The 12,480-nt window shown below is 61.2% G+C and carries 12 protein-coding genes, 1 tRNA gene and 1 pseudogene; 6 read left to right on the plus strand and 8 right to left on the minus strand.

All coding sequences use genetic code 11. The features are described 5' to 3' along the window. Positions 1 to 95 precede the first annotated feature (95 nt). Complete coding sequence (locus tag OUZ30_RS18830; RefSeq protein ID WP_266183991.1) at positions 96 to 1,877, minus strand: zinc ribbon domain-containing protein; 1,782 nt, start codon at positions 1,875 to 1,877, stop codon at positions 96 to 98. A 408-nt stretch (positions 1,878 to 2,285) separates the two neighbouring features. On the opposite strand from OUZ30_RS18830, the pseudogene OUZ30_RS20470 reads away from it, so the two are divergent. The 5 genes and pseudogenes from OUZ30_RS20470 to OUZ30_RS18850 all read left to right on the plus strand — a co-directional run. Beyond that, positions 2,286 to 2,423 (plus strand): annotated as a pseudogene (locus OUZ30_RS20470) (double zinc ribbon domain-containing protein); the annotation flags it as partial. Positions 2,424 to 2,702: 279 nt separating this feature from the next. After that, positions 2,703 to 3,407 (plus strand): hypothetical protein, encoded by a 705-nt coding sequence (locus OUZ30_RS18835; RefSeq protein ID WP_266183992.1) that lies wholly within the window; start codon positions 2,703 to 2,705, stop codon positions 3,405 to 3,407. Positions 3,408 to 3,421: 14 nt separating this feature from the next. Further along, complete coding sequence (locus tag OUZ30_RS18840) at positions 3,422 to 4,126, plus strand: glycine zipper domain-containing protein (RefSeq protein WP_266183993.1); 705 nt, start codon at positions 3,422 to 3,424, stop codon at positions 4,124 to 4,126. A gap of 84 nt (positions 4,127 to 4,210) precedes the next feature. Then, positions 4,211 to 5,269 carry a zinc ribbon domain-containing protein gene (locus tag OUZ30_RS18845; RefSeq protein WP_266183994.1) on the plus strand — a complete coding sequence of 353 codons (1,059 nt, stop codon included), beginning with the start codon at positions 4,211 to 4,213 and terminating at the stop codon, positions 5,267 to 5,269. A 751-nt stretch (positions 5,270 to 6,020) separates the two neighbouring features. Then, positions 6,021 to 6,722, plus strand: a complete 702-nt coding sequence (locus OUZ30_RS18850; RefSeq protein WP_266183995.1) for a methyltransferase domain-containing protein — start codon at positions 6,021 to 6,023, stop codon at positions 6,720 to 6,722. On the opposite strand, the gene OUZ30_RS18855 is transcribed toward OUZ30_RS18850, so the two are convergent. The 7 genes from OUZ30_RS18855 to ftsY form a co-directional block, all read right to left on the minus strand. Beyond that, on the minus strand, positions 6,719 to 7,060 hold the full coding sequence (locus OUZ30_RS18855) for a hypothetical protein (RefSeq protein WP_266183996.1): 342 nt from the start codon (positions 7,058 to 7,060) through the stop codon (positions 6,719 to 6,721). The genes OUZ30_RS18850 and OUZ30_RS18855 overlap by 4 nt on opposite strands. Before the next feature lie 447 nt (positions 7,061 to 7,507). Beyond that, positions 7,508 to 7,804 (minus strand): hypothetical protein, encoded by a 297-nt coding sequence (locus tag OUZ30_RS18860; RefSeq protein ID WP_266183997.1) that lies wholly within the window; start codon positions 7,802 to 7,804, stop codon positions 7,508 to 7,510. A gap of 241 nt (positions 7,805 to 8,045) precedes the next feature. Next, a tRNA-Phe gene (locus OUZ30_RS18865) sits at positions 8,046 to 8,121 on the minus strand. 47 nt (positions 8,122 to 8,168) lie between these two features. Continuing rightward, positions 8,169 to 8,447 carry an oxidative damage protection protein gene (locus OUZ30_RS18870; RefSeq protein ID WP_266183998.1) on the minus strand — a complete coding sequence of 93 codons (279 nt, stop codon included), beginning with the start codon at positions 8,445 to 8,447 and terminating at the stop codon, positions 8,169 to 8,171. A gap of 26 nt (positions 8,448 to 8,473) precedes the next feature. Then, positions 8,474 to 9,505, minus strand: coding sequence for an A/G-specific adenine glycosylase (mutY, locus tag OUZ30_RS18875; RefSeq protein ID WP_266183999.1), 1,032 nt, complete (start codon positions 9,503 to 9,505; stop codon positions 8,474 to 8,476). Beyond that, entirely contained in the window at positions 9,502 to 10,632 is a 1,131-nt protein-coding gene (locus OUZ30_RS18880) for an AsmA family protein (RefSeq protein ID WP_266184000.1), read from the minus strand. The genes mutY and OUZ30_RS18880 overlap by 4 nt, the downstream gene beginning before the upstream one ends. A gap of 12 nt (positions 10,633 to 10,644) precedes the next feature. After that, entirely contained in the window at positions 10,645 to 11,790 is a 1,146-nt protein-coding gene (gene ftsY / locus OUZ30_RS18885) for a signal recognition particle-docking protein FtsY (RefSeq protein WP_266184001.1), read from the minus strand. Between the two features lie 65 nt (positions 11,791 to 11,855). On the opposite strand from ftsY, the gene rsmD reads away from it, so the two are divergent. Beyond that, entirely contained in the window at positions 11,856 to 12,437 is a 582-nt protein-coding gene (rsmD, locus tag OUZ30_RS18890; RefSeq protein ID WP_266184002.1) for a 16S rRNA (guanine(966)-N(2))-methyltransferase RsmD, read from the plus strand. The last annotated feature ends 43 nt before the right edge of the window (positions 12,438 to 12,480 follow it).

A 12,480-nucleotide genomic window follows, 5' to 3' on the forward strand; every position in this document is an offset into this window, starting at 1 on the left:
AGCCCCTTCAAATGGTCCCTGACACCTTTTTTCAGACACCACTTTTCCAAAGGCATCTAGGCAAGGCCGGTCTATTCAGGGTGATGATACTCAAGCTACTGCGCCGTACCGCATGCGCCACAGAAGCGATCACCTTCCTCTATTGGTGACTGGCAGTTGGAGCAGTTGATAGCTAGGGTCTGGGCCATTCTCGGCGAAATGGCAGCTGTGGCTGCTGCGCGGACCGTCTGCAGCATAGCCGGTGGCAACGCTCCACTTGGAACCGCCCCGCCTACTTGATTGAGTGCTCCGAGCATCGCGCCCTTCTGCAGGTCCCTCTGCGAGGTGGGCGCGACGACAATGCTTTGATCATTGGCGAACTGCGTGAGATGCGCCACCATTTGCTTGGCGAATCCTGGTGTGCCACGCAGGCCGGTGATCTTGCGTGGCGTACCCTTGCCAAAAATCACGCTGTCCAGCTCGGCTGCCCAGACCCGCAGCGTCATCGTCTCGATGTTGATGATTTGCTTTTCCGTCCTCACTCGATCACTGAACGTATTGCCAAAGTCCATTCGAGCAGACTGATAGTTGCCTTGCATCTCTACCCAGATGACGCGTGACGTGAAGTCAAAGCGGCTCCAAAGGACATGGCCAGCACGCAGGCAATAGTGTCCGAGCGTGAGCATGGCAAGGCCGAGGGTGGCCAGGGAAAACAACCGGGGCTCAACCGCCGCTGGTTGAAGGCGCGCACCAAACGTGACAAGCCACGCGGTGGCCAGAACCAGCAACGACACGCCCGTCACATCAAGCCATGCGATCCAGCGAAACCGTGGCGAGGCGAAGGCTTCCAGGATGTCGAGGCGACGCTGGTCGCTCGCCGGCAGGGGCTGCGTCTCTTCGACCAGTTCAGCACTAAAGGTGCCAGTGCCGTCTCCGACCAGCGGCAGTACACGTGAGTAGCGACGATTGGGGATGCGCTCGACCCAGCTGTCTTGGAGCGTACGATCAAGCTCGTCCATAAGCTGTTTGGGATGGCAGTTGATCGAAAGACTCGTCTGCTCGCGCGCCATGTTGGTCGTCGGAGGGCCGCTCATCTGGTTCATGAGGGCGACGAAATACAGGGCGACGCTACCCAGCGAAGCGAGCAGGAGAAACAGGGTCTGACCCTCAAGTGAAAGCCAGCCGACATCTGGCAAGCCGTGCGAGAACAGTGGAAGCACGATTGGCCCGAAGATTGCCACTATGATCAGCGTCATAAGGCCACGGATGCCTACGTCTGCGCGGGCACCCGCCCCGTCCTCGAGAGGCCGCAGCAAAAGAAATACGCTAAAGCCGAAATAGAACATACCCATCCATGACGCCGCTTGGGAATCGGAGAATCCGATCCATGCGACGAGGAATGAGATGAGAGTTACCGTAATAGCGACACCCGTCTGAAACTGGCGTTGAGCGATGCGCTGCACCGGGAGCGGTGCATAGATGAGCTCGGGTATCCACGCGTAAAGCAGCCCGTTCAGTGGACCCTTAGGTTCAGGGTATTTAAGGGCGTTCTGGCGCAGCGTCTCCTTCAGCTCGTCTGCCAGCGGACTGGTCCCGGTTGCATCGGCCGCGATTTCCGCCGCGAGTCCCACAGGCTGACTTCGACCAAAGAAAAAGCGCAACTGCACGAGCAGCCTTTGTCCCTGGCGTAGTCCGGATAGCAGAAGCCCCAATCCGAGAATCAAGGGCAACGCGCTCTGCACACCATGACCACCGGCCATATTTCCGCGGCTCAGCAACAGCAGGACGAGGCTGCCAAGAATTAGCGAGGCGGTCGCGGCCAGTAGGAACCAGTTCTCGACGTAGAACGGATTGGGAAAGTCCATCCGCTTACTTTCACCGCTGTATTCATAGGACATCGTGAATCCTTCCTTGAGCTAATGACTGGGTCATCGTGAGTGACGAGCGTGCGATCTCGCGCCGGTGCTGCGGTGGCGCTAGTGAATCAACTGACAGTTTTTCCCGCATAGGATTACCAACGCCTCACGCTGGTGCAATGGCTAGTTGCGAGCAAGGAGGCCGCGGAGGCGGATGTAGGGGAGCGAGCGCGGGGCCGGCCATCGGCGCCGAAAGGGCCGCCTGCGCGACTCAAATTCTGGTGCCCTTTATTTTTTCGTTCCCTGGCCGATACCGTCGTCATCGACGGCTCGAGATCGGTCATCGATATGTCGCCGAGCGCGGTATGGGGTGGTACAGGGTTCGCAAGTTTAGCCAGGCCGTTCATTTTCCGAACCAGAATAAGGGGAGATTCAACCATGACGTGTCCCATGTGCGGGCCAAGCCATGCTGCAGGAAGCAAGTTCTGTCGCGGTTGCGGTACGCCGGTCGACAAGCCGATGACCGAAAGCGACGCTGTGACGTGTACTCACTGCAACCACGAGAACGCGGCCGGTAAACGCTTTTGCAAAGCCTGCGGCACACCCATGGGTGCAGTGGCGGCCGCCACTCCATCCGCTGCGAAAGATCAGTCGCCAGCGGAAACGGCAGCTGCCTTGTCCCAGCCCACACACACGATATCGACCCCGCTCGGCGGGACTGAAGCAGCAACGCCAGAGGGTGTGCCACCGAGCGGGGTGGGTGCACCCTCGCGGCTTGGATCCGTCGCTCGTGCCGACCGACCCGCTGAGTCGGCTCGCCCCAACGAAACGAAGGCACCGACAGCCCCGGTTGCCGGCAAGGGACGCGTGATTGCCTTCGCTGTAGGCACCATCGCCATCGTGGGGATGGTAGGCACGCTCGTTGCCTACAAACTCCTGCGCCACGACGATGCAGCGGCGGTCGCGTCAACCACGACGATGGAAGCCTCAGCGGCAGCGGTTGTGCCCGAGTCAGCCAGATCCGCACCCAGCACACCGAAGTCGAATGATTTGGCATCGATCGCGGCAACGCCTGCTTCTGCAAATTCAACTCCCGCGGCCGTGACGACCCAGGCCATGCCTCAGCCAGGGTCATCAATGGTTGTGTTGGCACAACCCACGCTTCTACCGCGCGACGAGTCGGTGCAGGCCGTGACGTCCGCGCCCGGCGCAGCCCCACAGCAGACCACGGTGGAGGTCGAGCAGCCCAGACCAGACTCGGTGGCGAACCAGCGCGCCGCTCCGCTCCCAGTTCGCGCTGCGAACGATCAGCAGACGCCTGCGCCGACGCCTCGAAAGGACGAGCGGTCGCACGTGCCTGCGGATGCACTCGCGGCATCGCAGGTGCAGGACATCGCTCTCAATTTGGTGCGCAAGGGCGAGATCGCGTTTTTCCGCCAGGACTATTCGACTGCGATCGCCAACGCCAAGGCGGCGCTTGAGGTGAAGCCTGGACTGGCAAGAGCACAGAATTTGCTGGATGAAGCCCAGCGAGCCCAGCAGCAAGCCATGAACAGCATTTCCATCCAATGAAAGGGAGTTTTTTGATGAGTACGAGTAGTTGCAGCTTTAAGACCGTCAGCCTGCTTGTCTGCAGCGTGACGTTGGCCTTGGTCTCCGGTTGTGCGCAGATGCCGGCCCAGAACACAACAGCGGGCAGTAATAGCACGAGCTACGGCAGCGTTGCTCCGGTCCAGCAAACATCATCGCCTTGCAACGCGGGTGCAGCCGTGGCGATCGGTGCCTTGGCCGGCGCCCTACTCGGCAAGGGTAAAGGGCATATCGTGGGCGCGGTGGTCGGCGCGGGAGTGGGCGCACTGGCATGCACGGCGTACAACTACCACAGCAAGAAGGTGCGGGACGCGCAGGCTGTCGAGGCCGAATACATCCAGCAGCGCGGTGCATTGCCGGCGAGTAACACTGTCACCTCGTATAAGAGTTCGCTAGATCCGGGTGGCACCGTGCAGGCCGGCAGCCCTGTAGAGCTGACCTCGAACATTGTCGTCGTCAATGGTACCCACGACACGCAGCCTCAACTTGCCGAGACTCTCACGCTGCTGACTCCCGACGGCAAGCAGGCATTCACCGTCACCAAACCGGCGATGGAGAATCAGACTGGCGAGTACCAGACCAACTTCACGCTCAATCTGCCGAAGGGCATTCAGAACGGGAAGTACATCGTCCGGTCGTCGTTGACGATGAATAACCATCCGGTGGAAACAAACGACATGCCGATCCTGATCGTCAGCTAAGGCGATGCCCATGCGCGCGCCCATCGTCCGCTGGCCTATGAGCGCGCGATTTTTATGGATGAATGCTTCGGAAGAAGGGATAGATTGATGACAGAAAAGACTGTGAACAATATTGGCCTGCTCGTACGCAGTTTCGAAGGCTTGAGAAACGGGCGTGCGTTTCTCTTGCTAAGCTGCGGCGTCGTTGCCGGCGGTACGCTGATCGCGGCGGCTGGTAATGCAGCGCAAACAGTTGGCTGGCTGGGTGGGCTGTTGGTGGCGGTTATCGCCCTAGTGGTCTATCTGGCGGGCATCAATGGTGCGGGCTTGCTGTTGGTAGATCAAGCAGATAATCGTCCGGGCCGGGGCGTGGGCGCTGCCTTCATGGGTGGGTTGCACGCCACCGTGACCGTGTTCCTTGCACTTACACTGCTGACCCTGGGCGTGGTCGTGATCGAAGTCGCGCTGTATCTGCTGTCGTTGCTTGCACACGTACCGGGCATCGGTCCCGTGTTCGCTTTCCTGTTTGCTGGACCGAGTGCTGTCGTGCTCGCCTTCTGTTACGGCCTTTTGGTCATCGGAGTGCCGCTGCTCTTGGTGGCTGTTTGGCGTGGGGAGAGTGCGTTGGGAGCTCTCGGCCGCGCTATAGATATAGTCCTGAAGCGTCCGCTTGAGGCACTGCTCAATTTCCTCTTGCTGGGTCTAATCGTGGCACCCGTGGCGGTCTTCGTGATAGGCCTGTTCACGTTCACGTCGACGACTACCGTTGCGATATACGCGGGCCGGGGCTCAATGTTTGGGGGCGGCAATCCGTATAGCGCCTTTGATGGCTTCGGTGGCGGTCTAATGGCCACGGCGATGGACAGCCTGCAGCGCGCGGGTGCGGCTACCGCGTCGGTTGGATTTGTCATGCTTATCTTGATCGCGCTCTTTGTATTGGTCGGTATGTTCGGCTATGTAATGGTCTATGACTCGCTTGGCGCAGGCATCGATTCGCGTGCCGAAGGGCGTCTGCGTGGCGGCGTATCGCAGCTCAAGAAAAAGATGGAACAGCATCGACCACAGGCAACGCCTGCTCCAGTACCGGCGGAGAATTGCATGCGCTGCGGAACGAGGCGAGCGCCGGACGACCAGTTCTGCGGCGAGTGCGGTCAGCCAGCTTGACCTGAAATCTCTCGAGCGCAACAAGTGTTTGTGATCGATTGGAGTGGCGAGCGATCGCCACTCCTATTTTGTGGTTGTTATGAACTAGTGCCTGGCGACCTTCAAGACCGATCCCAAGTGCATTTTGGTCGGACCTTGTGCTTTGCAGCCGGTACGGCTCAGAGGCGACGAAGGCCATGTGCCGATCTTGCTGGCGAGCGGATGTTGGGACGCAGATCGATGCCGGTTCGGATGTGAAAAAGAAGGTGCCAGGGATAATTTCTGGTTCCAGTTTGATGAGGCGTTGCCCAACGATCCTATCGACGAGACCGGCAGCTACCTACAACAGCAGAAGGTGCTTGGAACAGGGAGATTCCGGTCGTGGGTAGAAAACAGGACGGGCCGTTTCGATCTGGTGCGACCGGTCGGACGCCCACCAGGCCCTTCAAATGGTCCCTGACACCATTTTTCGAGCGGCTGGCCGCTCATCTTCAATTGCGGCCACTGGATGACGACTGGCTCGTTCATGCCGGCGAAGGTACGCCGGCGCGGTCTTAGACATTAAGAACGTCACATTGGGCATTTGCCAGGCCGCGGCTATGATAGGCCTCTCGCGCAAATAGACTTGCTTAAGGGTGCAAAGATGCAGGGCATGGATCCAGCTCAGATCGTGGCTTTCACCTGCAACATTTGCGGATCGCCCAACCAGTGCGCCATCGCTGACCTCGGTCGAGAAATGCCGAGTTGTTCGCAATGTGGATCTACAGTTCGCATGCGATCGATTGCACACATCCTCACGACGGAGCTTTTCGGCGAAAGCATCGCCCTGCCTGACCTTCCGATGCGAAAGGATCTGAGTGGCGTCGGCATGAGCTGCTGGGAAGGCTACGCCACCCCTCTGGCTGAACGCCTCAACTTCACCAATACGTTCTACCACCAGGAGCCGAGGCTCGACATCACAGACATCTCTGACGCGAATGTCGGCCAGTACGACTTCATCACATCGACAGATGTGTTCGAACATGTGGCCCCGCCGGTGAGACGGGCATTCGTAAATGCTCGCCGCCTGTTAAAGGTTGGTGGCGTTTTCGTGTTCTCCGTGCCCTACGATCGCCCTGGAAAATGGTGGGCGCAAACGATCGAACGTTTCCCAGACCTTCATGAATATGAGGTCGTCCATAGTGACGGCCATTCCTATCTGAAGAACACAACGAGACGTGGAAAGGTTCAGGTATTCAACGAACTTGTCTTTCACGGCGGCGAGGGCGCTACCCTGGAGATGAGGTTGTTTTCTGAGCGGTCCCTGCTACGAGAATTCTTGAAGGCGGGCTTCAATCGAATCTTTATCTATCGCCAACCGTATCTCCCTTACGGCTTGTACTGGAAGAACGACAAATCAATCTCCATGGCGGCGCGTGTCGTGCTCGATTCGAATACGAGAAAGCCCCTACGCCCAGCTATCACTTTCATCTAGTCGACCTCATTCGAGGGCAACGAGATATGAGCTCCCCAATACTTTTTACGGAATGCTTGGCGGCGGATGTCTGGAAGCCCATCGTAATGCGCCCGCAGAAGACTGCGCGATTGCTCCACCAGCGACATGCCTTTTCGGCAGGCATGGCTGTTCAAGTCGCCAAACTCGAACGCCATCACGCCGACACCATCCACATGCACCTCTATGTCCGGCGCGCGCGGGGATGGTTGCTTGATTGATGCATCGTCGATCTTCAGCTCCGCTGCATCAACGAAGCGTAAGAAGTCGTGCCATTCCTCGGCTTTCTGTTGGGCTTCGATGATGCTGCCTACGGCCATTTTCGTGATTCAATGTTTGTCGTGTGTTTACGGTCGCACTAGACCAATCCCAAATCCGTTGAATCTATGTTGAGCGGAGACAGTTGCGGCGCCCGCCCGCGGAGGGCCGCCTGTTCAATCGTTGCTATTGCACCGATACAGTGGCTGGGCACCCAGTTTCAAAGAGGCGCGTGAACAACTGGCCGTTGTAGTTGTACTCACAGGACCAAACCCATTTGTACGTAACGGTCTGCACTTGGCTTTTCCTGCCAGTGAAAAACGCCGATGCCCCAGTATTGCTACCAGCCTGACCCAGCGACCCTGCCCCAAAACCAGGAGGCAGAGGCTGCAGGTCATTTTTTCGCTCGCATTGAACGACGCCGTTGGCGTCGGTTTCGCAGCGCGAGCCGGCTTGGGCGATAGCAGGCAGCGACACCAGCAACGCAACGGCGAGTAGCCGACAAAGAATCACTTATCGACGCAACGGAACGTTAGATCGGCTGAGCCGGCACCAAAGCCGTTAAGCGTGTCGGTGCCTGAATTGGATACTTCCGGCTGCTGTCCCTTTTTGGTGCAGAAGTCGTTGGCAGCGTCGAAGGCCATCGCACGCGCACCGCCGCTGCCACCACGCATAGGTGAAGCGGTGGCGTTCACGGTGTACTGACCATGCCCCACGGGTACGACCTTGGATGTCATGGCGCAGCCCGCCGAGAGCGTGCAAGCCAAGACCGCCGCGACGGCGGCGAAGCGTCTGATGAAGATCATGTGGTTTCCCCTAGTTTCCCCAATTCGCAGGTTACTTCGAGGCCAATAATGGGGCAAGGCATCGCCATTGCGTTGACGGCTATGCTGAAATCGAAGTGACATAGCTGTCGGAGACAAGCCCGCCATTGCGCGGGCTTTCTCGTTTGCCGTCGGGACTTTGCAAACGGATAGCAACCGGCTAACAGCGACACAAACAGAAAAGGGCCGAGAGGCCCTTTTTCGCGTGACAGCTTGTTTTTAATGGTGGCCGGGGACGGAATCGAACCGCCGACACGGGGATTTTCAATCCCCTGCTCTACCAACTGAGCTACCCGGCCACGGGTACTGCGTGAGCCGCGTATTAAATCTGATGCCGGGCCGTGCGTCAAGACTCTGAGTCGGGGGCGACGTAGCCTTCGGGCTGTTTCACGTCGCCGCCGAACAGGAATTTCTCCATTTCCTCGCTCAGGAACTGGCGCGACTTGGGATCGAGCGGGTTGAGGCGGTATTCGTTGAGCAGCATGGTCTGGTGGGCCAGCCATTGTTGCCACGCCTGCTTGGAAATCTCGGCGTAGATGCGCTGGCCGAGCGGGCCGGGCCAGGGGGCGAAATCTAGGCCTTCGGCATCGAGACCCAGTTTGGCGCAGTGAACGATACGACTCATGTGGTGCCACTCATCAGGTGAAGTTTTTAAAGGCCGAGCAACAGGCTGCGCACGGGGGCAGGCAGGCCTAGGGCGGCGCGTTCGCCGGCATCGCACCAGCGCAGGGTGGGATTATCGGCGATCCCACGGTGGGCTGCTGCCTCATCGAACAACAGCGGTTCGATTTGCAGGCGGTAGTGACTGAATACGTGCACGAAGGGCGGCAGGGCCTGCGCGTCATCGATGTGCGCAAAAGATTGCGCCGCGCGCCAGGCGCCATCGTGATCGCTGGCCTCGGGCAGGCTCCACAATCCCGACCACACGCCTTGCGGGCCACGTCGCTCCAGCAGCACGCGACCTTTCGCGTCGCGCAGGATCAACATCACCGTGTCGCGCGTGGGTATCGCCTTAGACGGTTTGGCGCTGGGCAATTGCGCGGTCAGTCCTTCGCGCTTTGCCACGCAGCTATCGCTGAACGGGCAGCTGTCGCATTGCGGACGTGTACGTACACACAGGGTCGCACCGAGATCCATGATCGCTTGGGTGAAATCGGCCGTGCGCTCTGCCGGCGTGAGTGCATCGGCGTGTTGCCACAGCACTTTCTCCACCGCGCTTTGTCCTGGATGGCCGTGGATGCCGAGGTAGCGCGTCAGCACGCGCTTCACATTGCCGTCGAGTATCGGGAAGCGCAGTCCATGTGCCTGCGCCAGGATCGCGCCGGCGGTGGAGCGGCCAATGCCGGGCAGGGCGGCGAGCGCGTCGAAATCACGCGGCAGTTCGCCGCCATGTTGCTCAACGCAGATCTGCGCGGCGCGCTGCAGGAAGCGGGCACGGCGGTAATAGCCAAGACCTGACCACAACGCCAGCACGGTGTCTTCGTCGGCGGCAGCCAGGTCGCGCAGGCCGGGCAGCGCGGAGACAAAACGCTGAAAGTAGGGGATGACGGTGACCACCTGCGTCTGCTGCAGCATTACCTCGGACAGCCACACACGATACGCATCGCGCGGGTGCTGCCATGGCAAATCCTTGCGGCCGTGGCGATCGAACCAGGCCAGCAGCGCGGAGGCAAAGGGATTCATGGCGATGTGCTGACGGGCGTGGGCTTTGCGGGTGCGGGCCTGGCAGGTGCAGCTTTCGCTGGCGCGGCTTTTGTCGGTGCCGTCGGTGCGGGAGCTGCGACGCTGGCCGCGCTGGCCGGCACATCGGAGCCGGCCCGGATGGTCAAGCCTTCGATGGTGATATTGCCGGTATCGATTCTGGCGATTTCGGCATGGCCGCTGCCGGGCGGCACGGCCAGCGTCGGACCGTCGTCATGGTCGAGCTCCGCCCACCAATCGGCGAGTGCCAGCGGTGGCAGGCGCAGATCGGCGTGATTGTTCGGGCCATCGAGCTTCAGTCCCAGCATCAGCGGGCTGTTTTCATTGGCCGGCATCAATTCGATCGCGGTGACGTATTGGCCGCTGTCGGCATGATCGAGCTTGCCCGACAAAAGCGCCGAAGCGTCGGCGGCACCGCGCCAGCGCGCTTCACCTGCAAGCTGCAAGGTCAGCGTAGTGCTGTGGGAGAGGCGCAGCGCGATGTTGTCCAACTGCAGTGCGCCATTCTTGATGCTCGGTGTCAGTGACAGGCGCAGCTGGGTGGGTATGCCTTGCGCGTCCTTGGCCGAGATCGTGAGCGGGAAGGGCTGGTTGGCCGCCAGTTGGCCGGTTTCAAGCTCCACGTCGCCGAGCAGCAGTTCGTTGCCGCGCACGAGGCTGCCGCGCGTGATGCGTACGCCGGCGTCGATGCGCGGAATCTCAGTCGGCGCGCTGGCCGGGCCGGATGGCAGATGGGCCAGCCAGGATTGCAGCGCATCGAGGTCGACGCGAGGCGAATCGATGGCCATCTGCGAAATGACGGTTTCTTTGCCGAGCAACGTGCGCCATGTCAGCGCCAGCGTGCCGCGCGCAGCCAGCAGGATCGGCATGTTCGCGCCCTGGGCGCTGAGCGTGATGCCCTGGAGTTCAAGTGCCGGGCGCGGGAACAGCGCGGGGGTGGCCGGGCTGGCCAGGTTGAGTTCCAGGCCGGCAGCGCGTGCCTGTGTTTGCAACACCGCGGTGATGCGTTCGGGCTGCAGCAGCAGGTGCACGGCGGTCAGCGCCACCGCGACCAGCAGCAGCGTGGCGCTGCTGGCAATCAGCAAGGTCAGGCGGAGCCAGCGCGGCACCGGCGGCGGTCCTCAGCCCTGGCCCAGGCTGGACGGCAGCAAGCCATCGACATAAGCCTCGGCTTCGAACACGCGCAGGTCGGTGGCGGTTTCACCCAGGCCCACATAGCGAATCGGCAGCCCAAACTCACGAGCCAGCGCAAACACCACGCCGCCTTTGGCGGTGCCGTCGAGCTTGGTCACGACCAGGCCGGTGACGCCAACGATCTGGCGGAACTGGCGCACCTGGTTCACCGCGTTCTGGCCGGTGGTGCCGTCGATCACCATCAGCACTTCATGGGGTGCGTCGGCGTCGAGTTTCTTCAGCACGCGGGCAATCTTGCCCAGCTCGTCCATCAGGCCGCCTTGCGTATGCAGGCGACCGGCGGTATCGGCGATCAGCACATTGGCGCCGCGCGAGCGTGCGGCCTGCAGCGCATCGAAGATCACGCTGGCGGAGTCGGCATCCTGGCCCTGCGAAATCACCGGCACCTTGTTGCGTTCGCCCCAGGTCTTGAGCTGCTCTACGGCGGCGGCGCGGAAGGTGTCGCCAGCGGCGAGGATCACCTGGTGGCCATCGTCGCGATAGCGGCGGGCGAGCTTGCCGATGGTCGTGGTCTTGCCCGCGCCATTGATGCCGACGGTAAGGATCACGAACGGCTGGCGGCCGGTGACAGTCAGCGGCGTTTCCACCGGCTTGAGCAAGCTGATCAGCGACTGCCGCAGGGCGGACAGCAAGGCGGTGGCATCGGCGAACTCGCGCTTGTGCATGCGCTTGCGCAGATCCTCGACCAGGTTCGTGCTGGCCTCGATGCCGACATCGGCCGTGATCAGCGTGGTTTCGAGCTCGTCGAGCAGGTCGTCATCGAGCTTGGGGTGACGGTTGAACAGCGACGACAGGCCCTTGGCGAACGAGCTGCCGGAAAGTCGCTCGCGCCAGCTGCGCTTGGCCGGTGCGGCCTCGGCAATGGCGGCCCGCTCAAAGGCCTCGTCTTCGGCCGGAGCGGCCGCGGGCGGTGGCGTTTCGGCCAGTGCTTCGCCCAGGGTGGATGCGGTGTTGTCCAGCGAGAAGGCGTCGGTATCGTGCGCAAGCTGTTCCGCCGGAGCGGATTCCGTAGTGGCTGCGGCAGGCTGGCCCGAGGGCGTTTCTGCGGGTTTCTTCTTCCAGAACTTGAGCATTGCGGCTGCGATTCAAAGACAATGGGCGGCATGCTACCACCCCCACCTGTACTAGCCCCTGAGTCATGGCTGCCAACGTAAGGGGCGCCTCCGGGCGCATCCGCATCATTGGCGGCCAGTTGCGTAATTCGCGCCTTGATGTGCCGGATCTGCCCGGCCTGAGGCCAACCGCCGAGCGCGTACGCGAGACCCTGTTCAACTGGCTGTCGCCAGTGATTGCCGGTGCGCGTTGCCTTGATCTGTGCGCGGGCACGGGCGCGCTTGGTATCGAGGCTTTGTCGCGTGGCGCGGCCAGCGTGCAGTTCGTCGAGCGTGACCTGCGTGCGGCACAGGCGCTGCGAGACAACCTGACGCGGCTCAAGGCGCAGGGCGGGCAGGTGGCTGGCGTCGATGCGCTGGCGTACCTGCAAGGGCCGCCGCAGCCCTACGAGCTGGTGTTTCTGGATCCGCCGTTCGCGCAAGACCTGTGGGCGGCGATGGCGCAGCGGTTGGAGCAGGGAGGCTGGCTGACTGCCGGTGCGTGGATTTATGTCGAATCGCCGCGGCCCGTGGCGCCCGTGCTGCCGATCCAGTGGAACCCGCACCGGGAAGGTGTGGCTGGCGAAGTGCGTTACGCGCTCTATCGGCGGGTTCTGGCGGCTGCCTGACGCTGGCGTATGGTTGGTGTTTGCTGGCGAACTCACTCTAGGC

It is taken from the genome of Dyella humicola, assembly GCF_026283945.1.
Lineage (GTDB): Bacteria > Pseudomonadota > Gammaproteobacteria > Xanthomonadales > Rhodanobacteraceae > Dyella > Dyella humicola.